General features: G+C 32.8%; 24 protein-coding genes and 1 pseudogene. 5 read left to right on the forward strand and 20 right to left on the reverse strand.

Going from position 1 to position 24,648, the window contains the following annotated elements:
• Positions 1-717: 717 nt before the first annotated feature.
• Positions 718-2,112, reverse strand: coding sequence for a dipeptidase PepV (pepV, locus tag ACIQ4I_RS11135; protein ID WP_403096041.1), 1,395 nt, complete (start codon positions 2,110-2,112; stop codon positions 718-720).
• A 328-nt stretch (positions 2,113-2,440) separates the two neighbouring features.
• Here pepV and ACIQ4I_RS11140 point away from each other — a divergent pair, with 328 nt between their 5' ends.
• Positions 2,441-2,662 carry a DeoR family transcriptional regulator gene (locus ACIQ4I_RS11140; protein ID WP_403096042.1) on the forward strand — a complete coding sequence of 74 codons (222 nt, stop codon included), beginning with the start codon at positions 2,441-2,443 and terminating at the stop codon, positions 2,660-2,662.
• Positions 2,663-2,849: 187 nt separating this feature from the next.
• On the opposite strand, the gene ACIQ4I_RS11145 is transcribed toward ACIQ4I_RS11140, so the two are convergent.
• A complete protein-coding gene (locus ACIQ4I_RS11145; RefSeq protein WP_403096043.1) occupies positions 2,850-3,554 on the reverse strand; it encodes a pseudouridine synthase in 705 nt (234 codons plus the stop codon).
• 13 nt (positions 3,555-3,567) lie between these two features.
• Positions 3,568-5,178, reverse strand: a complete 1,611-nt coding sequence (locus ACIQ4I_RS11150) for a putative polysaccharide biosynthesis protein (protein WP_403096044.1) — start codon at positions 5,176-5,178, stop codon at positions 3,568-3,570.
• Between the two features lie 127 nt (positions 5,179-5,305).
• Here ACIQ4I_RS11150 and ACIQ4I_RS11155 point away from each other — a divergent pair, with 127 nt between their 5' ends.
• Positions 5,306-6,574 (forward strand): BaiN/RdsA family NAD(P)/FAD-dependent oxidoreductase, encoded by a 1,269-nt coding sequence (locus ACIQ4I_RS11155; RefSeq protein ID WP_403096045.1) that lies wholly within the window; start codon positions 5,306-5,308, stop codon positions 6,572-6,574.
• Between the two features lie 391 nt (positions 6,575-6,965).
• Here the strand turns inward: ACIQ4I_RS11155 and ACIQ4I_RS11160 are convergent, their stop codons facing one another.
• Positions 6,966-7,484: a GrpB family protein gene (locus tag ACIQ4I_RS11160; protein ID WP_403096046.1), complete on the reverse strand. Its 519-nt coding sequence runs from the start codon at positions 7,482-7,484 to the stop codon at positions 6,966-6,968.
• A 247-nt stretch (positions 7,485-7,731) separates the two neighbouring features.
• Between ACIQ4I_RS11160 and ACIQ4I_RS11165 the strand changes: the two genes are divergently transcribed.
• The gene (locus tag ACIQ4I_RS11165) at positions 7,732-8,991 is read left to right on the forward strand and encodes a GGDEF domain-containing protein (RefSeq protein WP_403096047.1); all 1,260 of its coding nucleotides are present in this window, start codon (positions 7,732-7,734) and stop codon (positions 8,989-8,991) included.
• 252 nt (positions 8,992-9,243) lie between these two features.
• Here ACIQ4I_RS11165 and ACIQ4I_RS11170 read toward each other — a convergent pair whose 3' ends face one another.
• Positions 9,244-9,741 carry a DUF2231 domain-containing protein gene (locus ACIQ4I_RS11170; RefSeq protein WP_403096048.1) on the reverse strand — a complete coding sequence of 166 codons (498 nt, stop codon included), beginning with the start codon at positions 9,739-9,741 and terminating at the stop codon, positions 9,244-9,246.
• 459 nt (positions 9,742-10,200) lie between these two features.
• On the opposite strand from ACIQ4I_RS11170, the pseudogene ACIQ4I_RS11175 reads away from it, so the two are divergent.
• A pseudogene (locus tag ACIQ4I_RS11175) lies at positions 10,201-10,326 on the forward strand (cupin domain-containing protein); the annotation flags it as partial.
• Between the two features lie 123 nt (positions 10,327-10,449).
• On the opposite strand, the gene ACIQ4I_RS11180 reads toward ACIQ4I_RS11175, so the two are convergent.
• The 14 genes from ACIQ4I_RS11180 to ACIQ4I_RS11245 form a co-directional block, all read right to left on the reverse strand.
• Positions 10,450-11,025 carry a hypothetical protein gene (locus tag ACIQ4I_RS11180; RefSeq protein ID WP_403096049.1) on the reverse strand — a complete coding sequence of 192 codons (576 nt, stop codon included), beginning with the start codon at positions 11,023-11,025 and terminating at the stop codon, positions 10,450-10,452.
• Positions 11,026-11,141: 116 nt separating this feature from the next.
• Positions 11,142-11,792 (reverse strand): DedA family protein, encoded by a 651-nt coding sequence (locus ACIQ4I_RS11185; protein WP_403096050.1) that lies wholly within the window; start codon positions 11,790-11,792, stop codon positions 11,142-11,144.
• Positions 11,793-11,815: 23 nt separating this feature from the next.
• Positions 11,816-12,991, reverse strand: coding sequence for an MGDG synthase family glycosyltransferase (locus ACIQ4I_RS11190; protein WP_403096051.1), 1,176 nt, complete (start codon positions 12,989-12,991; stop codon positions 11,816-11,818).
• Between the two features lie 286 nt (positions 12,992-13,277).
• Positions 13,278-13,865: a DedA family protein gene (locus ACIQ4I_RS11195; protein ID WP_403096052.1), complete on the reverse strand. Its 588-nt coding sequence runs from the start codon at positions 13,863-13,865 to the stop codon at positions 13,278-13,280.
• A gap of 8 nt (positions 13,866-13,873) precedes the next feature.
• Entirely contained in the window at positions 13,874-14,575 is a 702-nt protein-coding gene (locus ACIQ4I_RS11200) for a polysaccharide deacetylase family protein (protein WP_403096053.1), read from the reverse strand.
• 44 nt (positions 14,576-14,619) lie between these two features.
• Positions 14,620-15,981: a sensor histidine kinase gene (locus ACIQ4I_RS11205; protein ID WP_403096054.1), complete on the reverse strand. Its 1,362-nt coding sequence runs from the start codon at positions 15,979-15,981 to the stop codon at positions 14,620-14,622.
• A 4-nt stretch (positions 15,982-15,985) separates the two neighbouring features.
• A complete protein-coding gene (locus ACIQ4I_RS11210; RefSeq protein ID WP_403096055.1) occupies positions 15,986-16,684 on the reverse strand; it encodes a response regulator transcription factor in 699 nt (232 codons plus the stop codon).
• 325 nt (positions 16,685-17,009) lie between these two features.
• Positions 17,010-17,561, reverse strand: coding sequence for a ferric reductase-like transmembrane domain-containing protein (locus ACIQ4I_RS11215; RefSeq protein ID WP_403096056.1), 552 nt, complete (start codon positions 17,559-17,561; stop codon positions 17,010-17,012).
• On the reverse strand, positions 17,554-18,450 hold the full coding sequence (locus tag ACIQ4I_RS11220) for an FAD:protein FMN transferase (protein ID WP_403096057.1): 897 nt from the start codon (positions 18,448-18,450) through the stop codon (positions 17,554-17,556). Before ACIQ4I_RS11220 ends, ACIQ4I_RS11215 begins: the two co-directional genes overlap by 8 nt.
• 11 nt (positions 18,451-18,461) lie before the next feature.
• Complete coding sequence (locus tag ACIQ4I_RS11225; RefSeq protein ID WP_403096058.1) at positions 18,462-18,710, reverse strand: hypothetical protein; 249 nt, start codon at positions 18,708-18,710, stop codon at positions 18,462-18,464.
• Between the two features lie 14 nt (positions 18,711-18,724).
• Positions 18,725-19,363: a stalk domain-containing protein gene (locus tag ACIQ4I_RS11230; protein WP_403096059.1), complete on the reverse strand. Its 639-nt coding sequence runs from the start codon at positions 19,361-19,363 to the stop codon at positions 18,725-18,727.
• 212 nt (positions 19,364-19,575) lie between these two features.
• Complete coding sequence (locus tag ACIQ4I_RS11235) at positions 19,576-20,817, reverse strand: sensor histidine kinase (protein ID WP_403096060.1); 1,242 nt, start codon at positions 20,815-20,817, stop codon at positions 19,576-19,578.
• Positions 20,810-21,487: a response regulator transcription factor gene (locus tag ACIQ4I_RS11240; protein ID WP_403096061.1), complete on the reverse strand. Its 678-nt coding sequence runs from the start codon at positions 21,485-21,487 to the stop codon at positions 20,810-20,812. Before ACIQ4I_RS11240 ends, ACIQ4I_RS11235 begins: the two co-directional genes overlap by 8 nt.
• A 177-nt stretch (positions 21,488-21,664) precedes the next feature.
• Positions 21,665-22,294: a Bax inhibitor-1/YccA family protein gene (locus tag ACIQ4I_RS11245; protein ID WP_403096062.1), complete on the reverse strand. Its 630-nt coding sequence runs from the start codon at positions 22,292-22,294 to the stop codon at positions 21,665-21,667.
• A gap of 256 nt (positions 22,295-22,550) precedes the next feature.
• On the opposite strand from ACIQ4I_RS11245, the gene ACIQ4I_RS11250 reads away from it, so the two are divergent.
• On the forward strand, positions 22,551-23,324 hold the full coding sequence (locus ACIQ4I_RS11250) for a hypothetical protein (RefSeq protein ID WP_403096063.1): 774 nt from the start codon (positions 22,551-22,553) through the stop codon (positions 23,322-23,324).
• Between the two features lie 197 nt (positions 23,325-23,521).
• On the opposite strand, the gene ACIQ4I_RS11255 is transcribed toward ACIQ4I_RS11250, so the two are convergent.
• A complete protein-coding gene (locus ACIQ4I_RS11255) occupies positions 23,522-24,493 on the reverse strand; it encodes a DUF5011 domain-containing protein (RefSeq protein WP_403096064.1) in 972 nt (323 codons plus the stop codon).
• Positions 24,494-24,648: the final 155 nt, after the last annotated feature.

Genomic DNA, 24,648 nt, shown 5'->3' on the forward strand with positions numbered 1-24,648 from the left:
GATTAAATGTGTTGTATTGAATGGTTTAGTTATTTGCTCCACTTAATAATATTCCGCGCAAATTATTTATCCCAATTCCACTTACATTAGAAATTGAATTATGTTCAATAATAGCATTGAAACAAGCCATCACACGGATTGCATCAGAACGCATAATTTTAATCGTATTATTTCGAATAATTACTTTGTTGTGTATCTTTCCTCCAGAATATTTGTGCGTTCTAACTGCTCTATCTAGTTAGTTAAACGTATTATTTGCTATTAGCACATTGTTATTCGGTTGGTTATCAAATTCGCTCCGCACTTTATTGCGACGACAACTTTAAGTTGAATAGTTACATTCGAAGGCACATATAATGCATTGCTAACGATTTATGACCTTTTTTAATATCAACCTTACCTCCTTATGTTTTCTCTAGATTTTTAAGATATGATCACAACATATAGTACTTGGTTTTACTTGCTATGTAGGATTTTCTTTTGCCCGTTCTTAAGATTGGAGAAATGATATTCAGCACTAGGGATGCTAATACAAGTACAACAATTCATATGTTTTTCGTGTTGTTCATCTTCTATTCCTTTCTGATTATTTTCGTAACGAAAATGCCTGAAAAACTATTGTAAGTTTAGTACCTAAATCAAAAAGCCCCCATATAATTTTATGGGGGCCGATACTCCTGCATTATCAATTTTTAGTTATTTTTTACAGGGTGATATTTATTTTTTGGTACCTAATTCGACAATTGCGTCAGCATAAATAGCTGCAGCTTTAACTAAGTTTTCAACAACAACATATTCGTCTGCTTGGTGAGCTAGGTCTGGTTCACCCGGGAATAGCATACCGAATGCAACACCTGTAGGTAATTCACGAGCATAAGTACCGCCACCGATAGATAAAAGCTCTGCTTTTTCTCCTGTATTACGTTCATAAACTTTAGAAAGCTTTTGTATTAATTCTTCTTCAGGATCAACATAGTGAGGTTTAGAATCATCCACTACATCAAATGCAAAGCCAAGTTTTGCTACAGCTAAGCCAGCAGCAGTAATTTTTTCTTCGTATGGATATGATACTGAATAGCGCATACTCACATCGATTTGTCCGCCTTTGCCTTCCTCAAATGAAACGACGCCCGCATTTAAAGTAGTATCGCCTGAAATTTCATCCGTAAATGCTAAATCTAGTGCATGACCACGAGTTTCATTCGCAAAACCAGTTACCAAGAATTGAGTAAATTCTTTAGATTGTGGAGTTGTGAAGACTGTGTTCAAGTATTGAGCTAGTTTTACAGCTGCATTGATCCCTGCATTTGGTTCCATTGCATGTGCAGAACGTCCTTTAATAGATAGTTTATAACCGTTTGCATTATCTTCAATAGTACCTTCTAATTCAGCTACTTTTAAGTATGCTTTAAATGTCACTTCAAATTCTTCTGGAACATTACGTACGATTGCTTCAGCAAAATCGGGTACCATGTTGATACGATGTCCAGCGTGGAATGATACTAATTGTTCGTTTTCTGAGGATTTTGCTTGTTGACGGAATGAAAGTTCAGCAATTCCTTTTTCTGCATTAATAATTGGGAAGTCTGCATCTGGAGCAAAGCCTAATGTTGGCATTTCTTCTTTTTCAACATAGCGTTTTACACAACGGAAACCACTTTCTTCATCAGAGCCAACAATCATACGTACTCTACGATCTAATTTGATTCCTGCATCCTTAACCATTTTCATCGCTAACCATGCTGCCATTGTTGGACCTTTATCGTCAATTGAACCACGGCCATATAATTTACCATCTTCTACAACAGCACCAAATGGAGGGTGAACCCAGTCACTACCAGCTGGAACAACATCTACATGACAAAGAATCCCAACTAATTCTTCACCTTCACCCATTTCAATATAACCAACCATATTATCAATGTTTTTTGTTTTTAAACCTTGCTCTTCGCCTTGTTGAAGCATCCAGTCCAAAGCTTTTTTTGGTCCCTCACCAAATGGAGCATCACTAGAAGCAGTACTTTCATCCAACACACTGTTGATTTGTACTAATTCTTGTAAATTACCAATTAACTCATCTTGGCGTTCTTGGGCTTGTTTCATCCAATCCATATATAAATTCCTCCTTGATAAATCTCAATATTATTTTACACCCTTTTCTATATTTCACATAGGATTATCCAATACACGTACATTAAATGGAAACTCGAATTAAATCGTTCGCTTTTAAATGTAAACATATTGTTACAATCGTAAAAAGTCAAACAAAAGTATGGAAATTAATAAGTGTTTTCGCTATAATGGAATTGTCAGATAATAAAAGTCTGACAATCAAAATTGAAAAGGGGATGTCTAAGGCAAACTAAATTAGGAGCCTGAATACCTCACAATTATTTTCGTCCGCTAGTCTTGAGAAATAAGATGAAGGAGTGGTTCACCAATGAAACCAACCACTGATCGGATGCTCAATCGGATAAAAGATGTGTATATGTACATTTATAGTAATGGTACTGTGACTACGCAAGATTTAGTCGATGAATTCGGCATCACTCCTCGCACCATTCAAAGAGATTTGAATGTGTTAGCCTTTAACGATTTGGTAGAAAGTCCAAGTCGGGGCAAATGGACAACGACGCGTAAGAAAGTGAAAATGACATCATAGAAAGGTTCAACGAGTTGGATCTCACGCTTTTCGTTGAATGGACGATCAACTCGCCATATGCTGGTGGCAACTTCGTCTAAACATGTTAATACACAAATTATGAAAGATATAAAAAAGAATGACCATGCTGCGTCGCTTGGTCATTCTTTTTGTTTTATATTGCAGTAAGACTCCCACTTATTGAAGTTTACTTTATATTTTCAATTTCATCAGATGATAATTCTCGATATTCACCTAGCTTTAAGTTCTCATCTAGCTGTAAGTTCCCCATCGATAAACGTTTCAAATACGTTACCTTTTTGCCGACTGCTTCGAACATTCTTTTCACTTGATGAAATTTCCCTTCTGAAATCATTAACTCTATTTCAGATGTTTCGCCTGATTTTAAGATTGTTAGTTTACCAGGTTTCGTGTGATAACCATCGTCCAAAATAACACCGTGATTAAATGCTTCAATATCTTCTTCAGTTACCCTACCATCAATATTCGCATAATAGACTTTGGGTACATGCTTTTTCGGTGATAGCAAATTATGTGCTAACACACCGTCGTTAGTAATAAGTAAGAACCCTTCTGTATCTTTGTCTAATCGACCTACAGGAAACGGCTCAAAATGTGCATGGAAGGGATCAAGTAAATCAATCACTGTTTGATCATGCAAGTCTTCTGTCGCCGAAATGACCCCCGCAGGTTTGTTCATCATTAAATAGATGAATTCTTGATAATGGACTCTTTCACCTAGAACGGTGACATTTTGTTTCTCTGGATCAACATGAAGAGATACGTCTTTAATGATTACGCCATCTACAGAAACTGCTTTCATCTTCAAAAGTTGCTTAACTTCTTTACGCGAGCCATAACCCATATTGGATAACAATTTATCTAAGCGCATAGAATCCTCCCTTCTACAAGCCAAATTTACTTGCAATTTTTTCAATCTTTGAGCCTAACAGTTTTTGAGCAAGTCCAATTCGGATTGATAAGAAACCATATACTGCGACACCAACTGAAATACAAACAACCATATAGAAAAGTGCAAGTATTTTAGAATGTGCAGGTCCGAACATCATCACTAATGCTTTATGTGCCACAATGACAAAAGCAGCCATAATAATAGTCAAAGCAATGATTAAAAGTGACCGTCTAATCACCAATTGGGATTTATAATTTAGCGCTTTTTTCAAGACAATCATATTAATGGTGATTGAAATAGCGTAACCAATTGTTGTTGCTAAAATGGCACCCTTTGTTTGAAAAGCTTCTATCAAAGGAATATTAATCGCTAATTTTACTAAAATACCTGTTAATAGACTGAATACAATCCATTTTTGATAATCAATACCTTGCAATAACGCTGCCGTTACTTGGAAGAATGCAAATAGAATAGCTACTGGTGCATACGTCGCCAAAATACTTGAGCCTATTGCACTTTCTGAATAGAGTAAATGGTAAATATCTGTTGATAAAAGTGAAATACCCACAACTGCCGGTAACGTGATAAACAATAAAACTTGATATGTTTTATCCATTGCATTAATCAATGCACCATGTTGTTTTTTCGTATAATAGTTTGTAATGGCAGGTACAAGTGCAGCTGAAAAACCTGTCGCAAGCATCACAGGAATGATCACTATTTTCTGTGTAGTGAAGTTCAACATACCAAGATAATCATCAGAAACTTTTGCTAAACCGATGTTAGACATCGCTGAATTAAATGTTAACATGTCTACTAATTGAAATAATGGATTCGCAATCCCAACAAATACATAAGGGATGGAATACGTAATGACTTCTTTATAGATACTCTTATACGATAGTTGCCCTGATGATACACTACTTTGCAGCTTGAGGTTAAATTCTGGTTGCAGTTTACGCCAGTAATACCAAAGAGATATCAAACCCGCTATACCACCGATGAATGCTGAGAATACTGCAAACGAAATAGCTGTTTGAGCCGTACCATTGAAGACACGCATTACTATGAAAGAACCTATTAGTAAAGCAATAATACGAATAATTTGCTCTACTAATTGTGAAATTGCTGTTGGTTCCATATGATCATAGCCTTGGAAAAATCCACGAACTAAGCTCATAAAAGGTACAACAATTAATGCAAAACTTATCCACCGAATAACACTAGCAATTTGTGATACAGTAAAGGCTTGTTCTTTATCTGTAATAACTAAATGCGCAATTGGATCTGCCAAAAGAAACAGCGCTAAAAAAGATAAAAAACCGGTAATTGTCATAATAAGCAATCCTGAACGAACAAGTTTACGTCCAGATTCATAATCACCGAGACTGTTATATTTTGCTACAAACTTTGATACCGCAATCGGTGCACCAGAGATGGCTACCGATAGCATAATCGTATATGGAACATAGGCATACGAATATAACGCCACGTTTTCTTGCCCGATGATGGCATAAAACGGGAATATGTAAACGAGGCCAAGTACTTTCGATAAAAACATGCCAATTGTTAGTATGGCAGTCCCTTTCATTAAAGATGACATAATACCCTTCCAATCCTTCAAAATCTAATAAAACTAATTTTTAGTTTACAACTCGTCGTTCAATTACTCAAATAGTTTCTGTACTTCGTGTATAATAAATTTAAAAACAGAAAGTGAGTTCCCCTAAATGTATGATGTAATCGTCATTGGCGGTGGTCCGTCCGGTCTAATGGCCGCAATCGCTGCTGGTACTGAAAAAAAGAAAGTCCTGCTTCTAGAGAAAGGACATAAATTAGGTCGCAAACTAGCAATTTCCGGAGGTGGACGTTGTAATGTTACAAATCGTCTACCAATTGATGAAATTGTCAAACATATACCAGGAAATGGTCGCTTTTTATATAGTCCGTTCACTGTCTATAACAATGAAGATATTATCGACTTTTTTGAAGGTCTTGGTGTTGCATTAAAAGAAGAAGATCATGGTCGTATGTTCCCCGTCTCAAATCGCGCACAAGATGTTGTCGATGCGATGCTTCGTGAGCTAGATCGTTTAAAAGTAGAAATTCGTCAAAACACCCCTGTCGCTAAATTATTAATGAATGATGAGAAAATTATAGGCGTTCGCCTAAATGATGGAAATGAAATCAAAGCGGGTGCAGTCGTAGTCGCAGTTGGTGGTAAAGCAGTTCCTCAAACAGGTTCTACAGGTGACGGCTACCCTTGGGCTGAAAAAGCTGGACATAAGATTACTGAACTTTTTCCAACCGAAGTTCCGTTACTTTCAACTGAGACGTTTATTCGTAGCAAAGAGTTGCAAGGTTTAGCACTTCGAGATGCAGAAGTTTCCGTTCTAAATAAAAAAGGGAAAACAATCATTACTCATAAAATGGATATGCTCTTCACACACTTTGGTATAAGTGGTCCAGCAGTTTTGCGTTGTAGCCAATTCGTCGTAAAAGAGATGAAGAAAAACGGCGGCAACCCTGTAACTGTACGAATTCAAGCATTAACAGATTATAATCCTGAATCTGCTTTCCAATTGATTTTCAAAATGGCAAAAGAGGAACCCAAAAAAGCTTTAAAAAATGTTTGGAAAGGGATTGTTCCTGAACGCTGGCTTCTATTCTTAATGGCTAGAGCTGATCTCGAAGAATCTCTGACAGGTGCAGACCTTTCAGCTGAAAAAGCACGGCATCTTGCAGTTGACCTCGTCGGTTTTGAAATGAAAGTAAACGGAACTCAACCACTTGAAAAAGCATTCGTCACCGGTGGTGGTGTTTCCATCAAAGAAATTGAACCAAAAACTATGGCATCTAAAAAGAAAAACGGACTATATTTCTGTGGTGAAATTTTAGATATACATGGTTATACAGGGGGCTATAATATCACTTCTGCACTCGTCACAGGACGAATTGCAGGGATGAACGCTGCAGAAAACATTAGTAGTGACAAATAGTAGAATGATGTTGTCCAATAAGTATGATTTAATAAGAAATGTAGTTATTTAATTAGTTGAAAAATTGCTCTTCCTCATTTTGTGAAGAGCAATTTTTCTTTAAATTTTATAAAAATTTGATTGGAATGGAATGAGGTCCCTCCTGTGAGATTAGCGTGAGCTGCGGAAGAGGCTTAACTTACGCCCCTCAGTAAACATCCACCCTTCACTGCAATCAACGGATTAACAACGCAAAAATTGCTAATCTCTCTATAATAAAATAGTTTTTAAATGACTTTCTGGCCAGCTCCTTCTTTGATATTATTAATAATGTCATGAGTGAGAACTATTTAGTTTTAAATAAATGAGATCAAAAATTGATTGATGAAATTGATTCAAATAACAAAAAAATTTAATATTTTTCTTGCATAGCCTTTTCAAGAATTCGCGCAATGAATGGCTCTTTTTTCTGTGTATATGTAGGTCTATCAAATTGATACTTTTTTGCAAGTTCTGTTTTTAACAATGCATATTCCTCTGCTACTTTAGGGTGCATCCTAAGATAATCACGAAACATTATTTTTGTATTCCATTCTCTACTCTTATATGCACAGATGTGCAAATGGCAAGTTCCTTTTCCCCATATGCCTTTTCTAAAAAATCTCCTATCTTTTAACTCCGGCTTATGAACAGATTCATATTCAATTTCCTTTAAGGACTCCGCAAACATCGTAATTTCTTCTAAATTTTGAACACCAACTAAAATATCAATAATCGGTTTTGCTTTCAGTCCCTTTACAGATGTACTTCCAATATGTTCAATTCCAATCATTTTGTCCCCTAAAGCATATTTGATTTTATTTTTCTCATCATTAAATTGTACATTCCAATTAGTGTCATAGTCTTGAAGCTTAACAATAGTCTTTGTCATGACCGGTCACTCCAATTCATTAATAATAAAATGTATTTATTAACCCCTTCCAATATTATACCAATTCAACTCAATATATTTGTATTCCACTAAGACTTATCACTAAAAAACATGAAAAATTTTCCACTTCCTTTATCATCAATTAAAGCATATTATAATAATAGAATGTTATTTATGCTATATTATTACTATTTTCAGAAAGACGGTATTATCTAAAATGTGATAATAGCTGGTCGAGGTGTGGGTATTGCAGAACAAGGTTCAGATAGAGGAAGGACCTCCAATTATTATAGAAAATGATATCAATTTTTATCGAAGCTTAGCTCAGCAAAATTTGAATCGAATGTATTTAATATCTAAGATATTCTTATGGATTATTCTATTTGTAGTATTATTAAATATTGGTAATATTATATTTTTTAATGATCATACAACTTACCATAGAATTTACATAATTCCCTATGCACTTTTATTTTCAACAAATTGTTTAGTGCTTGTATTTGCCCATCCAAATAATTTTAAAGCAAATGCTTCAATTGAATATTATAAGAAGTTTGAGGAAAATGTAGCACTGTTTGTTTGTTGGATACTTATGCTTAGCTTAGGCATATCAATGCTTGATCAAATATTCTACCAACATACGATTATCTATTCAATTTCAGCCGTCATTTGTACATCTTTTTTTGTTATTCGTATTCGCTATTTTATAGCTCCATTTATCGTAGCAATTATAGGATTAGCACTTAATTTTTTTAATCAGCATGAAGATTTTTATCATTATAGTTTTGAAATGCAATTAGTTATCATGCTTACACCGATTCTAATCATAGTTGCAAATATGAAATATCGGAAATTTGTAGAATCCTATAAACAGCAAAAATACTTATGTCGTGAAACAAATCGCGCCAACAAATTAGCAAGCGATCTTGCAAAAGCAAACACTGAACTAAAACGACTATCATATACAGATGAATTAACACATATTGCAAATAGAAGAGGGTTTCAAAAGTACGTTGCTGATTTAAAGCAAAGAAGTGTATCCTTCAGCCTTACAGTTTTAATGATAGACATTGACTATTTCAAAAACTTTAATGATTACTATGGTCACGCATATGGAGATATGGTACTTTCACGTGTTTCGACTGTTTTAGATAAAGTCGCATCATCTACTAATTGCTTCACAGCACGTTGGGGTGGTGAAGAATTTATCTTACTTGCTCCAGACAAAGAGCCTGAAGAAATAATCGTCATTTATAACCGCATCATCAGAGAAATTAATCACTACGAACTCACAAATGCCGCCTCTAGCATTTCCAACACGTTAACTTTTAGTATCGGAGCATATCGTGGCGAAGTAAAATCTCAAGATGACATTCAAGATTTCTTACATAAAGCAGATTCCCTCTTATACGAAATAAAAGAATCTGGCCGAAACGGATTCAAATTAATGGAAGATGGAGAGGTTATATACAAATACCAACCAAACACATATAGAAGAAAGCCCTAGAGTGAGATTTTAGTCACTTCTAGGGCTTTTTAGAGTAATCTTCAAAAAGGATTTTCCACTTTCTTTTGTATTACAAAATTGATTTCGTTTGATATTGCACTCTCTACTTTTGAGCTACTATTCTCCCTTTCACATTCGGTACCAAAGTCTTCTTGATGTTTCTCAGATGGCAAGTTCAAAAGCTTTTATTTCTCAAACATTTGAACTTGGCCCTTTCTTTTTCAAATCATATATTTAATCATGCAAATCTAATTATTCATCTGAATCTTGGTGAGAAGCGTTTGAATCAGTCACAGAAGTAGTGGAATGATTTCCGTAAACTATTTTACCACCTAGGTGTCCAGTAACTGCTAATGATACTGTCCCAGCAATACTTAGAAGTATAATCAATACAGTAGCGAAACCACCTTTAAGAGCTTTACTTTGTAAAACATTCCATTTAAAAATAGAATGTCTAAATAGAATTTTAACAATTGCTAAAGCGCCAAAGGTAAACATTGAAACATCAGCCAATAGCGAATGTAATTCTATTTGATCATGTAAGCCTCGTCCCCAGTTTTGGTAAGCAAAATGTTCTGCACCATCACCAGTAGCCAGTGCAACAAACCCTGAAAGTACTCCTATGATTATTAATAAAGTACCAAATCTATTCAGTGTTTCTTTTTTAGTAAAAACATTCACAATTTCAATTACTGCCCCCAAAATTAATATTGCAATAGGAAAATGAACTATTAATGGATGTAATGGCATTTGTATTATGCTCCTCTCTTTCCTTCTCTTTTCATCATACATACTGAATCTGAAAAAGCCCTGAAATTCTAAATTAATTTATGTGATCCAATTTCATAAATTCTTTTCTAGGTGAAAAATACGGATATTTTTAAATAAACAACTCAATAATTCGGATAATATTTCATTCCAGTATTTACTTAGTATACCGCTCCAGATGGCGCTTTCCGCGGGCGAGCGTTGAGCCTCCTCGGAAGCACGTACCGTGCTTCTCTACGGGGGCTCACCTGTCTCGCTTTCCCGCAGGAGTCGCCATCTTCCGCTTCACAGACAATGTTCGAAAAGATATGGCATATAACAATGGTACATTTAATGTTCGTGTATTGTTTTAAATCTTTGAATTATGAAATTAATTTATGTATTAGCCATTTAAAATCAGCCGCAACAAGATGTTTCGTGACATCTAAAAACAATTAACTGGAAGGATTAGAGGATATAAAAAGAGGCATCAATTCTCCACATGTATTACATAAATTTATCATTATGGGTATTTTAGTAGGAAAAGGTTTTTCACCTGAGGAAGCATATCAAACTGTTGAAAATTAAGGGGAAACAGGAGAATCATAACTACTACAGAGAAGTAAAATGCAGTAGAAAAACTTAACACTTAGATTTTCAGATTATCCGCTGTATTACTGCTAGGATCCTCTATGCTTTAAACTAATTAAATTAGTCTCCAAGTTTCAATGCAATTTCTTTATTCCAAGAAATTACTTCTTCGATTAAGTAGCTGATTTCTCCCTTAATATATTGATCAAATGAATTTAATTTCTCTCCATTTTGCATTTTCTTTTGTAATGAATGTATAAACTGAAGATTTCCCTTGTCATTCATTTCATTTTTCAATAATGCATCTAACAAATGAACAAATATTGAATATTGGTTTGCTTGCAATTCTTCATCTAATGCTACACCATCAGCTTTTACTAATTGAACTGGTCTTTTTTCATAGGAAATAGCTGTCAGATGATCAGTCCCTTTAACTTCATTCGGATCTCCTACTAATAAGACGCCTGTTTTACCTATGTGTATTTCGAATTCACCTATAATTTTGTCATTGGCATCTTCAGAAATTAGAATAACTCGTTCTATTCTGTAATCTAAAGAATTAAAAAAATTTATTACAGTAGGGTGAACATTTAGCTCTACTTCTACAGTCGTTTCACCTTCAAAATCTATTAGTCGCAATGTTCCTTTTTCTATAGGAATTTCTGTTTCTCTTATTAAAACTTTATTTATATTCATTGTAAATCCTCACCTTTGTCAATTTGATATAGATAACAGACTTTATCGTATTCTGTAATCATCAAAATTTATCTCATGATTACTTAATTCAAACATCAAAATCAGTAAAGCAACTCTTATCTTTTAGTATTATGTGATTGATGGAAAATAATGTTTATTAACTGACATACAGCCTTATTAATTTGGACGTGGAATTTTTTATAGATAATAATTACCGCGATAATAATTAATAAAGTAATTCCCCCGTTGATAAGATATGGTTTTAGTATTGAACTAACTTTTTGATATTGGGGTCCTAATAACTTCCCAGCACTAATAAAAACAGTTACCCATATTAAAGAACCACTATATGCTAACATTGCAAACTTTATATACGGAAGTCGTGTAATCCCTGAAAAATATCCTGTCACATGTCTAACACCAGTTATAAAATAAGCAATCACCAATAATTTCCCACCATATTTTCCAAACCATTCAGATGTTTTTTTAATTCTCGCTGGTTTTAACAATAGAAACTTTCCGTATTTTTCTAAAAAAGGCGTTCCAAGTTTATAACCAACCCAATATGAAATCGTAATGCCAATCGATGAGCCTAACCAAGCAATAAGTATGCTTAGGGTCCAATCTAACTGGCCTTGAAATACAAGAAATCCACAATAACTCATAATAACTTCACCTGGCAAAGGAACAGCAATCATTTCAAGCGCGAGTGAAATAAGTAGTACTAGGTATCCATACTGATTAAAATAGGCTATGATATCTCCCAAGGTAAATCCTCCTTATATGCCTCTTATACCCTAGCCACTTGTAGATGTATTGAAGGTTTAACTGAATATAAAGGAATACTTGTTGAATTTTTGTTCAAAATCCAATTCATCACATCCACCATTTGTTCTGGTGTTTCCAATTCTAATCCTTTTTGAAAAAGATCAATTGATTTTTCCCATTGTTTCATTTTATTAGCATCCTTTAAAATCTTGTTTAGTTGACTTTCCAATGTATCTTTTTGGTTAAGTTCAAAAACAAGCTGCTGTTTTTTTAAGTAGGTCATATTAATTTCTTCTTGACCAGGTAAATATGCATGAACAAAAATTGGAAGTCTTTTTTTCAATACTTCACTTATTGTAACGCCACCTGGTTTTGTAATGATTGCATCAACTTCATCATAAATTTTGTTCATTTCTACTCTTGATGAAATATAAGGTAATGGATTGATATGATCTAAATCCCAAGATAAAATTTCATCGTATAGTTTTTGATTGTTACCACAAAGTACCGTGAAATTAAATTGTTGTGATTTCTTCATTTCAGCAGATAATTTTAATATCCCACCTAGACCACTGTTTCCTCCAGCTATCAATATTTGTGGCTTTTCTGCGTTAAACTTTCTATGAGTAGTTTTAATAATTTCCTCATGGACCGGAATACCTGTGACAATAATCTTTTCTCCAGGGATTTTATACATTTCAATTAAATTTTCTTTTACTTCTTGACTTGGTACAAAATGATAATCTATTCCGTCTTTTGCCCAAACATTATTGATAAAAAAGTCTGTATAGACATTTATGACTGGAATATTACATTTTCCTTGCATTTTTAGTTGGCTTAAAAGATAAGAAGGGAATCCATGAGTACAAACAATTGCATCTGGTTTTTCCTCTTCAATCAACTGTTCCATTTTCTTTAGAAATAAGCCTTGATAAAATTTATAGGCACTTTTAGTTTGTTTTTGCGCGTAGAAGTGTTTTTTGTATACTACGTTATAAGTTGCTGGAGCATATCGAATCCATTTTAAATAACCACTTGAAATAATTTTTTCTAATGATTTATTTGTATAGCTCATCAAATCTATTTTTTTTAATTCAATTTCTTCAGCTCTAGTTTTTAACAAATCCATTATTGCGTCTGCAACTTGATGATGCCCAGATTGCATTCGTAAAAGTGGAAAGAATAGTATTTTCTTCACTATAATTAACTCCTTTTCACTAAGAAAAGATTTTCAATTCCTAGTTGTTAATTTAATAAATATTATTCTTAAACTTAACAATTAGACAATACCACTGATTTTGTAAAAATCTTTTCTTTTAATTTATTTTTAATCTAACTTTCAGCTTGCATTTAGATGTATGGATTAAAGACAATTTTTTGGTTTGGTATTTTAAAAAGTTTTCTTTGTAAAAATGAATCCATTAAAAAAGACGTTCTCTACATAATTTGGTTACTTGATGAACGTCTTTTTGTGTTAGATATAATTATTTTTTTTTGGAAACCATTTTCTTTATAAGAAGATAAATTAAAAATAGCACGAACAATACAACCCCAAAATAAGGTACATATTTTGGATTGATATTAATAGTTTCCGCAGTGAAATATCCCGCTAAAATAAACGGAACTGTCCAAAGAATACTGCCTAATAAAGACAATAGTAAAAAACGAAGAAATGGGATTTTGGCAACCCCAGCAAAATAAGGACTTAATTGGCGAATCCCCGGTAAATAATAACCGAATGTTATTGTTTTGTAGGCACTTTTCTTATACTTGTTTTCTATAGTGCTCCACCTTTCATTTGTAAGGCCAATGTATTTTCCAAATTTGCTTACAAAAGGTATCCCTAAATACTTTCCGCAAATATATGCAGTAAGCATCCCTACAATAGCCCCTAAATCTGATATGACAATAGTTGGTCCCATTGAAAGCTGATGATGACTAATTAATATTCCTGTTAAAAACAGTAGGGATTCTTCTGGAGCAGGAATCCCTACAATTCCAAAGAATAAACAGATGAAAAGGATTAAATAGCCATATGAACCAATATATTGCGTAATTGTATCTATACTCATAACACCCTCTATTCTTTTAGCTCTTTTAATGTTATAAATTGTACGTCTTTTTGTTTACATTCCTTAAGGAAAATTTCCAAATTCCGAATCATATAACCCGGTGCTTCTTCTTCAGCTCCCAATGTATCCCCATTATCATGGAGCACGAAAATTGCACCTTCCTTCACCGAATTTCTTAATTCATTTAGCAAGCCATGTTTAGCCTTTTCTGCTTTCCAATCTCCGAAAATATTTGACCACATGATTTTATTGTATTTTTTACTTACAGCTAGAGAAAAAATATTAAAATGTCCCCATGGCGGTCTATAGAAAGAAACCTTTTCACCCGTGCATTCAGTTATTGCCTTTTCAGTCATTTCCAATTGTTTCTTTAATCGAAATGGAGACATGATCCAGTTCGAAACATGGTCAAAATGATGAATGCCTACCGTATGCCCTTCCTCCGCCATACGTTTAACGATTTCTGGATTCTTTTTAACATTGCTGCCCACAACAAAAAAAGTAGCTTTTACATCATACTTTTTTAATAAATCGAGCAATTGTGGTGTATATACAGCATTTGGTCCATCATCGAAAGTAATGGCCATACCATTTGCTTGTATTCTTTTTGAAATTCCCCGCTCAGATACTCGAATAAGTACAGTAGGCAAAGGACCATAGCAAAGGAATAATACTATTATAATTACACCACAAATTAATAAATATATCACTTATATAACAGCTCTTTTCAATAGATTTTTTGCTGACATCGGAATCAATTATTCGGCAAGAATAACTCCACCTCTGTACCAATTCCTTCAATACTATTTACTTTAATTTCCCCATTATGTTGTTTCATAATATTTTTTGCAATTGATAAACCTAACCCTGTACCACCAGTTTCTCTGTTTCTTGCTTTATCGACTCGATAAAATCGCTCAAAGACATTATTTATTTCGTCCTCAGGTATACCTATTCCATAATCCTTTACTCGAATAATTGTGTGATTTTCTTGATTCTCTAAAAAAACATCAATTTTATCCGCACTATATTTGATTGCATTATCAAGAAGTATAATGATCACCTGTTTTAACTTTAACTCATCCGCTATTACCGTAATTGGTGTCTCTTCATAATGTAATACCAAATCCCTCTTATAAGTGCTGTGAAGCTGTTTAACTATTTCCTGACTTAATGTTATTAGGTCTATTGATTTCTTTTCTAATGCATTTTCCAAATCAGTATTAGCTAAGTCTAAAAATTTCTCTGTCATTTGTTGTATTCTAGTTGCTTCCGAATAAATGACTTCGACTGCATCTAGTGCTACTTCTTTGTTTTGAATGCCACGTCTTCGTAAGAAATCTGCATAACTTTTAATAACAGTAATTGGAGTTTTCAGTTCATGAGAGGCATCTGAAATAAATTGCTGTTGTTTTTCTAAATTGATATCTAATCGATCCATCATGCGATTAAAGGTTACAGCCAGTTTCTGTAATTCGTCTTTAGGTTGCTGATCGATAACCATTCTTTTCGTAATACCACTTTGTTCAATTTCCTCCATTGTATCAATCATATTAGAGACGGGTCTAATGATGATATTCGCTAACCATCTTCCCCCAATGAGAGAAATTAGAGCTCCAAAAAAAGTACAGAAGATTAGAATAGATAATAATACATCTTTACCTAATTCTAAACCCACTAATTTTTCCCCAATTTCCAAGGTTTCAATAACTTGACCATTAGATTCAATTGGTATTCTTACAACGAGAATTTGTTCTTCTTTTTGAGATAGATGAATTAAATAGCGTTCTGAATTGGTTTTTCTAGTAAATTCCCCTTTTATTTTATTTGCCAACTGCTTGTTGTTTGTAACTTGATGTATGATGTTCGAATGATTATCTAGTATTCGAATATATGATCCACGCGTTAAATATTTTGATAATTTTTTTTCAATTACTGCATCCGAATCGCTATCATTAATATCGTCTAATATTGCACTCGCATTTTGCAGCACTATCTTTTTTTCTACATTGACAGTGACACTCATAAAAGAATAAAACACTACGATATTAACGATGACTAGCAAACAAATGATCCATGCTGTTGTAATCAAATTGATTTTATTATTAATTTTCATCTACTTAATTCTCCTTTATTATGTAACCCACTCCTCTTACGGTCTGAATGATGGCATTACTTTCAAATCCTTCGTCGATTTTCTTTCTCAAATGCCAAATGTAAACATCTATTACATTTGTATCGCCTTCGTAATCGTAATCCCAGACATCTTTAAGAATGTTATCTCTTGTTACTATTTTATTTTTACGTGAAACCAAATACACAAGTAATTCGAATTCTTTTGGGGTTAATGATATGGAAGAATTACCTCTTGTTACTTCTCTCGTATCATTATTAATAGTTAAATCTCTAACCGATACAATGGAATCATCATTATTTGAAACATTCGAGATAATTGTATTTTGACGAAGACAAGAACGCACTCTTGCTAGCAACTCTTCCATTTCAAAGGGCTTTGTAATATAATCATTCGCCCCTAGATCTAATCCAGTCACTTTATCCATCGTCATATTACGAGCAGTTAGTAGAATGACCGGCATAAGTTCATCTTCTTTCCTTATTCTTCTTAATACCTCAATTCCATTCATCTCAGGTAACATTATATCTAATAGTACTAAATCAATTTTCCCTTCAAGAGCTACTTCCAATCCAAATTTCCCATTATTAGCAACTACTACTTCATATCCTTCATATTCAAGCTCTAGTTTCAATATTTTCGCAATCTGAACTTCATCTTCAACTACTAAAACTCGTTTTACCATATTTGAACACTCCTTTTTTTGCCAATGTAAATGATATCCAACTTCTATCTATTGTGCACAATTAAAGAATTTTTTAAAATGATGAAGATAACTTTAATTTCCAATTGTTAAAGTTATTTAATAACTAATACTGCGTATTAATTGAATTCTCTTCAACTATATAAAGAGGTTTCTTCTAAAAAATACCCCTAATTTAATTTAACATTGTTCTTCATGTTATTTCTTTTTTTAATAGAACTTTAAGATTTTTTTGTTACAACTTCATGGATTTATCAATTTTGAGGTCTGTAGAGACGAAAAAAAAGAGTAAATATCGAGTTGATATTTACTCTTTTTTACTTAATGATGCAGCTGTCGCTTTAGTATACGTTCCGTAAACTCGAAGACAGCTTGCAATAATGATGATACTACCTGTTACAATATAAAATAACTGTATAATTGGATTTGCACTGTCTGTACCGATGAATACACCATGTAAGAAAATCATAACCCATGCAGGAAGTACAAGAAAATGGATAGACTTCCAAAGCTGACGATTCATTTTCCTAATTAAAAGATCGGATGTCATTATGACAACTAAAAAAACATACAAACTTATAGTTCCAATAGCTGATAAAAGAGGTTTATATTTAGCAGTAAATGGTACCAAAATCTCTATTATGCTATAGGGTTGATAATGGTCAATTAAAAGTAGCAAAACGTGCATGATGAGGGCTAGTAATCCAAGCCAACCAGCACTTAGATGTAAGTGAAATAATAAATTTTTTTGTTTGGTAATTGATGGTGATTTTCGAAATAGACCAAAAATAACCGAAACGGTAAAGTAAAAATACGCGAGAAATCCGCATATGCGAATCCACTCCCAAGTATTAAACATATCTCCCATCTCCCATTTTAATCCATTTAGTCTTTCCATCTTGATCGACTATAAATCGTGCCACACGCCAGCCACTGTTTTCAAACCATTTATTTAGCTGTAGTTCGCTCATCAAAAAACTTAACTTGGCACCAACTTCAGATTTGTAAATACTATCTGTAATAACTGTTGCTTGTATTATATTAGTCTCTGCAGCTTTTCCTGTTTGTCCATTCAAAATATGATGCTTTTCTTTTTGTTGATAAATCCAGCTTCTATATATTCTATTAGATGTGGCAATAGCACCATTTTGTATTTTAATACTTCCCATCTCTGTTCCGTTAAAGGGATTGGCAATGCCTATTGACCATTCTTTTTCGCCATCAGACCACATCGCTATGTCACCTCCACCGTCCACAATACCAAAACTAAAGCCATGTATTTGCAGCCACTTTTTTATTTGCTCCACAGCATAGCCTTTTGCAAAACCACCAAGGTCAATTGGTTGATTCGAAGTTTTATATATTTGTTGGTTCCCTAAAAAGTGCAATGGATCTTTCACTATTGGATCTAACCTTTCTTCATGACTTTCAACTGAACTGAAAGGAAAAGATTGATTGTATCCCTGTTTTACTAATTGATTTTTTAAATAGGGTGAAAATAACCCATTTGTTTGCTCATAAAAGTGATTTGACTTTTTTAAACAGTCGTACAACGATGCATTTATTTTTAATGTTTTACCAACAGGTAATTGATTGATCTGATCTAATTCGTTATTTGGAATAAATCGTGACCATTCTTGCGCGACATATTGCAGCCATTTTGAAACTGGTTCTTTCCAATTTTCAGAAGCCCCTGGTACTTCTATATAAAAGTCGGTATTCATTATGTTCAATGTCATGGATTCCATTTGTCTCACCTTTACGATCTTCTTGTTTGGCGATCTTGTTTTACTGTGGGAACTTTTGTTATTTCAAAATTTGTCCAATCAAGTTGAAGTAATTCTTTTTCTTTTTTACTTACCTTGGATTGGTCGATTATCACTTGTTGGTTATTAGAGGTAGTATTGTCTTCCGTAGTTCCTTTGACGTTCAGTTGAGTTAACAATCCTGCTGATAAAAGAACTGCAGACGAACCGATAAGCCACTTTGCTTTTTTTGTGTCATTCATGTTCCGATTCCTCCTTATATGGTTTGACAAATAAATTGTTGTTGCTGTTCTTGCCAATCAATTGAATAGCCAAAAGAATTTAAGATGACGCTTACTGGTACATAAATATCCTTGCTAAAATGAAAAGCTTTTGCTGACATTGGTGTTTTAAACATATTTTCATAAACTACATTTGTATCTGCTCTGAAAATGAGCTGATGATCCTTAATCTTTGTAATCAAAATCTTCGACGTTTCGTAATATGTTGACTGCCCCCCTAAAGCTTTCGTTAGTTTTTGGGCTGGGACAAATAATTCTCCGTTTTTAGGAATAATATAAAATCCAAGCGTTTTATTATCAATTTTAAAAGTTGCTTTTTTTGCCTTTTTAATAGGTAACGTATCCGTATTTTGAACTAGAGATCGGGTCCAAATATTCCATCCACCTTGTTCAGATGTATACGTATTATCTTCAGAATATCCATTATCGTAGTTATTTTCATATTCTTCCTCATCGTCATCATGTTCTTTTTCATCATGATCATGCTCTTTTTCATCATGCTTTTCATGTTCTTCGTAATATTCGTGATGATCCTCATCTGCATGTGCAATATAAGCACCTCCCGATGTACCAAAAATCAGTATTAATAGAAATAATCCTATGCATTTTTTCAACTTTATCCGCTCCCTTCATATACAGTGTAAATACTCATTATGAAATGAGTCTGAATAAATATTGATAAATTCAAAAAACATATCTCATCAGAGACTTTACTTTGAAAAACAAATACGATTAAAAATACATAAAAAAGACAAAAGGTATTAGAGAATATGTGTCCTCTGATACCTTTTGTCGCAATGAACTAATGCTTATTATTTATAAAGATTTAATCTTTTTTATTTTGTATTGGCAATGAAACAATAAATTTTGTTCCTTGTCCTAATCTACTTTCTACGGAAATATGGCCTTGATGTTGTAAAACAATGGCATGCGCAATGGCCAAACCTAGACCTGTCCCCTCTTTTTGTTGATTTTTTGTAGCTTGATAAAATCGTTCAAAAATATGTTGTGTATCTTGCTCACTTATTCCTATTCCTGAATCTTCAACGATTAGCTCAATTTTATTATTAAAGCTTGAGAGAAACACATTAATAAACCCTTGCTCCGTAAATTTAGCCGCATTATCAAGTAAAATATATAGCATTTCTCGAATTTTTGTTTCATCGCCAATAAAATGTATTTTGCCATCTATTTTTGTTTTAAGTTTGATTGATTCTGGTAAAGTTCTTTCAAAGGACTTTGTCATATTTTTAACTATATCGGATAGCACAATTGAATCCTTCTTAATAGGCAACTTATTTTGATCAAAACGTGCTAAAAATAATAGACCTTCTAGCAATGTTTCCATATGTTGTGCTTCGTCTTTTAAGTCAGTTATTACTTCTTTTCCAAAAGCACTGAATCGATTCTCGTCATCACTTTCTAATACTTCCAAAGAGCTATAGAAAACTGTTAAAGGTGTTCGTAATTCATGTGACGCATCTGATACAAATTTGCGTTGACGATCAAAAGACTGCTTAATCGGTACCATTGCTTTACCTGCAAGATAGTGACTAAGAAAAGCAATAATTATTATACCAATCAAAGTAAGAATAATAATTGCGTACATCATTCTCTCTAACAAATGAAATTCTTTCGTAACAGATTGTCCAATAATCATATAATTTCCATTCGAATTTAAAGGTTGATGATATTTTAACAGTAGTAAATGTTCCCCTTTCCACTCAATAGATTGTGGATCATCATCTTTTGCATTTACCATTAGTTGGTCAATATCTTTACTAAGTCCATGAATAGATTCGTCCCCGTGCACTAATTTATGGCGATTTGTGAAAATATAATAAAAATAAATTCTGTTTGCATCATATTCGATTTCTCTATCTTTTCTAATATTATCCCCCATTAAATGATAGTGCTCCTTTTGGTGGAATAATTTAAGTTCTTGTACTTGCTGTTGTTGTACAATCGCAATAATAGCAAAATAGAGAACAATCATTAGTAAAAATATAAATAGTAAGAAAAAGGCTAAATATTGCACTGTTAGTTTTCGTTGAATTTGTTTAAACATAGGCATCTCTCAATTTATAACCAATCCCTCTTACTGTTTGAATAAGAGAAGGTTGTTCACCATCATCTATTTTTTTTCGAACTAATTTCACTAATGCATCCAGTGCATTATTCGATACTTCCTCGTCATATCCCCAAATATGGTCATAAATTTGTTCCCTTGTTAAAATACGTCCTTTATTTATAAATAGATATTCTAATAATAAAAACTCATTTTTTGTTAATTCAATTTTCTCATGATTCTTGAAAAGCGCTCTTGCATCTATATGCAGTTCATATGATTGCAGTTGAATAATTTGTTCGATCGGTTTGTTTTTTCTACGCAAAATTGCACGGATTCTTGCTAATAGCACCTGCATCTTAAAAGGCTTAATCAGATAATCGTCTGCTCCCATATCTAGGCCTTGAACCACATCTTGTGCATCGTCTCTAGCAGTTAACATCAAAATGCCACCTTCATATCCATTTTTTCGTAACTCCTGACATACAATGATTCCGTCCATTTTGGGCATCATCCAATCTAAAATGATCAAATCATACTCCTCAATAAATGCTTTTTCCAATGCTTCAATACCGTTTTCTACACCATCAACTAAATATCGTTCCTTTTTTAACATAAAAACAATATTCTTCAACAACCTCATATCATCTTCAGCAATAAGAATTTTCATATTCTCACCTTCTAATTTGAAAATAGTACTTTAATATTACTACATTAAACTGAAATATATCTGAATCTTCGATAAAGAAAAATAAATCTTGTAATTGATTTAAAACCTACTTTTTCTCTAGCGAAAACAAAAAAATAGTGAAAGCCATATGATTAGCTTTCACTATTTAGTAAATGATTAATCTTCATCAAAAATATTTTTCAAATAGTAAACAAGTTTTAGTAACTCTGTAAATAGGTTGATGAAGTCTAAATAAAGATTTAATGCAACAAGTGGAACTTCTTCATCACTAATATGGTTATGGGCAATTTGGTTCATATCATACAATGTGTAGCCTACAAATAGGAGTACACCAATCGCACTAGCAATCACCATAACAAGATTACTAAAACCGACAAATATTGTAATAATAGAGAAGATAAACACACCGATTAATACGATAAATAAAAACTTACCCCAGTTACCTAAATTACGTTTTGTATTGTAACCAATAAGACCAGTCACAATAAATATAGCTGCAGTTGTACCAAAGATAACAAGAACTAGATTGCCACCTAAAGCACCAATATAAAAGTTTAATAAACTAAATAACGTAATACCTGTCAAGAAAGCAAACAAAATTGAAATGAATTTGCTGGCTTTTCTTGCAGCACGACTAAACATAACAATAATAAGTAAAACAACTGTTGCAATACTGATTGGCATAACCAGTGATTGCGGAACAAAAACCCCTGCAAATAACCCAACAGCCGTCACTGCCCATAGCAAGGTAAAGAACCGAAGAACCTTCGGAAATTGTGATTCCATTCAAAATAACCTCTTCTCGAATATTTGATTTATTATTATGTACGATTTAAGTCCTTGAAAGTTTCAATTAAACTTCAAAAATTTAAGGAAGGTGTTTAGTATATCCACTAAACACCAATTCCAATTATCTCCACATTAAGGTAATTTATATCTTTAATAATTAGTTTACCTACACATAAAAAATAGTTAGGTGGAATATTACTGAGCGTATATTAATATAAGTAAACTAAAGACAAACTATTAAAAGGAGAATTGTATGATGAAACTAACTTACCTGAAATATCTTATCGCTCTCATTCTTGTCATTGGTTTATTTGTAGCACAGCAGCCAAAAGCGCACGCTGAAACAATGAGTGGTGAAGTAATCTATCCGACACATCTTTATAAAAAAACAAGTTCAAACTCTACTAAGATAGCCAAGCTTAATATTAACAATAAGATTCTTCTGTATTCTATTTATCCTAACGGCTGGGCAAAAGTTAAATATGGACGAAAAATAGGATATATCTACAGCGTTAATTTAAATATCTTAAAAAAGCAAAAAATAAGCTATACCATGAATCCAAAAAAGGTTTATAAATATCATAATACTGGTGTTGCATTACTCACATATTCTAGTGAATACGATTATATGTGGAGTAATGGAAAAACTTCTAGCCCCTCCTTAGGATATATTAATAAAAATTCATATATTTGGTATCAAGGTAAAAAACTATATCTGGATAATCCAGACCAACTACACATGATTGAAGGGGCACGTGGCCTTACTATGTACTCTGCTAATGCAGAGGGATTGACGTTACTTGAGTATCCCGTAATCAACAATAAAAAATACTACTTTATGGGACCAACTCCTGTACAAATGAACATTCTAATAAAACCTTTTACAGTAAAGGCAGGAACCTTCAAAAATGTTGTGCGAGTCAATTATGGAGAGATCAAAATGTATCTTGCACCAAATGTAGGTATTATTAAAATAACTAAAGAAGGAAAACCGACTAGAGAACTTATTTCCCTAACTAATCGATAAAATATCAAAAAAGTAGTTGGCTAAAAAAGTATAATTTAATAAGAAATTTAGTTTTTAAATTACGTAAAAAATTGCTCTTCCCCACTTTTGTGAGGAAGAGCAATTTTCTTTAAATGCGCAAGAGGACACAATTAGTTTTATAGCTTTCTGGATAACCTTTTTAATTTTATAATTTTCATATGACAAAGACTTTTATTTTATAAAAAATAGGTCCACTTTACACTATCAATTAATGCATCAACTTGTTTTTGATTGAGCTTAAACTTCACTTTGCTTTTAGAATTTTTTAATTCAACCTCTACAATACTGTTACTTGTAATGTTGTTTTTTAAAAATGCTATTTCTGATTTCGTGAGAGAAGCCCCATTTTCCTTTAATTTTATAATTTTACTTTTCTTATTGATTGTAAATTTAATTTGGCTAGGTTTTATTTTTGGATGTTCAGTAACTAATAACAGATAGACATATTTTTTATCCATTGTTGGTATTAGAGCAATATTGTTTTTATAAATAAAATCACCCTTCTTATTAATAATGTTTTTATGTCCGTACATAGTCCATCCATCAACAGTTTCCTTATAAAAACTATCTTTCAATGCTCTTCTTACTGTAATAGTCCGATTTTTAGTTGTTTTATTCCCTGAAGAATCTACAACAGTATATGTTAATTTATAAGTACCTATTTTGTTACTATTTACTTTTCCACTTATTTTAATTTTATTTGTTATATTACCATCATTCGCATCTTTTGCACTGATACCTTTTTTAGCATTAAATACTGTTCCTTTATAGATAGTCTTATTGTCAACACCTGACAAAATAGGTGCTTTCGTATCAGTAATATTTACTTTAAAATTTGTAGAAATGTTTTTATATACAACATTTAAAACAATATTCCCTTTTTTTAAAGGAATAATTTTATTAGAATCAATCTTTGCTATAGATTGATCTGAACTCGTCCAAGTGATATTACTGTTAACTGTTGTTGATTGACCATTTGTTATTACCGTAATTGCTAAATCCTCCTTTTCTCCGACTTCTAAAGTTTCTAAATTACTAGGAATCAATATCGTTGATGATTCTTCACCATCAAAAGCATTCACCTCATTAGAATGACCAAGAATGGCAAATGCAATCATTATTAATAGTACTAATCGTATACTTTTCATATTTTCCTCCTATATAGTTAAAATTTGTATATATACTATTATAGTAACAATTAATCAGGCAATCAATTGGATATTTTTAGTATCCACAAGTAAAAAGCTATTTTTTCTGATTGGCCTTTTCCTTGAAAAAAACCTTCTTCTCAAATTGGTTTTGA

The sequence above is a fragment of the Rummeliibacillus sp. NPDC094406 genome (genome assembly GCF_044763875.1).
Classification (GTDB): Bacteria; Bacillota; Bacilli; order Bacillales_A; family Planococcaceae; genus Rummeliibacillus.

Bases quoted from the DNA above. Each gene is read 5' to 3' on its own strand.
- ACIQ4I_RS11240 (WP_403096061.1), bottom strand. From the start codon at position 21,487: ATGAAAATTCTTATTGCTGAAGATGATATGAGGTTGTTGAAGAATATT.
- ACIQ4I_RS11235 (WP_403096060.1), bottom strand. From the start codon at position 20,817: ATGTTTAAACAAATTCAACGAAAACTAACAGTGCAATATTTAGCCTTT.
- ACIQ4I_RS11170 (WP_403096048.1), bottom strand. From the start codon at position 9,741: ATGCCATTACATCCATTAATAGTTCATTTTCCTATTGCAATATTAATT.
- ACIQ4I_RS11155 (WP_403096045.1), top strand. From the start codon at position 5,306: ATGTATGATGTAATCGTCATTGGCGGTGGTCCGTCCGGTCTAATGGCC.
- ACIQ4I_RS11150 (WP_403096044.1), bottom strand. From the start codon at position 5,178: ATGTCATCTTTAATGAAAGGGACTGCCATACTAACAATTGGCATGTTT.
- ACIQ4I_RS11225 (WP_403096058.1), bottom strand. From the start codon at position 18,710: ATGAATGACACAAAAAAAGCAAAGTGGCTTATCGGTTCGTCTGCAGTT.
- ACIQ4I_RS11160 (WP_403096046.1), bottom strand. From the start codon at position 7,484: ATGACAAAGACTATTGTTAAGCTTCAAGACTATGACACTAATTGGAAT.
- ACIQ4I_RS11195 (WP_403096052.1), bottom strand. From the start codon at position 13,865: ATGAGTATAGATACAATTACGCAATATATTGGTTCATATGGCTATTTA.
- ACIQ4I_RS11215 (WP_403096056.1), bottom strand. From the start codon at position 17,561: ATGTTTAATACTTGGGAGTGGATTCGCATATGCGGATTTCTCGCGTAT.
- ACIQ4I_RS11145 (WP_403096043.1), bottom strand. From the start codon at position 3,554: ATGCGCTTAGATAAATTGTTATCCAATATGGGTTATGGCTCGCGTAAA.
- pepV (WP_403096041.1), bottom strand. From the start codon at position 2,112: ATGGATTGGATGAAACAAGCCCAAGAACGCCAAGATGAGTTAATTGGT.
- ACIQ4I_RS11250 (WP_403096063.1), top strand. From the start codon at position 22,551: ATGATGAAACTAACTTACCTGAAATATCTTATCGCTCTCATTCTTGTC.
- ACIQ4I_RS11210 (WP_403096055.1), bottom strand. From the start codon at position 16,684: ATGGTAAAACGAGTTTTAGTAGTTGAAGATGAAGTTCAGATTGCGAAA.
- ACIQ4I_RS11255 (WP_403096064.1), bottom strand. From the start codon at position 24,493: ATGAAAAGTATACGATTAGTACTATTAATAATGATTGCATTTGCCATT.
- ACIQ4I_RS11140 (WP_403096042.1), top strand. From the start codon at position 2,441: ATGAAACCAACCACTGATCGGATGCTCAATCGGATAAAAGATGTGTAT.
- ACIQ4I_RS11220 (WP_403096057.1), bottom strand. From the start codon at position 18,450: ATGGAATCCATGACATTGAACATAATGAATACCGACTTTTATATAGAA.
- ACIQ4I_RS11245 (WP_403096062.1), bottom strand. From the start codon at position 22,294: ATGGAATCACAATTTCCGAAGGTTCTTCGGTTCTTTACCTTGCTATGG.
- ACIQ4I_RS11180 (WP_403096049.1), bottom strand. From the start codon at position 11,025: ATGAATATAAATAAAGTTTTAATAAGAGAAACAGAAATTCCTATAGAA.
- ACIQ4I_RS11205 (WP_403096054.1), bottom strand. From the start codon at position 15,981: ATGAAAATTAATAATAAAATCAATTTGATTACAACAGCATGGATCATT.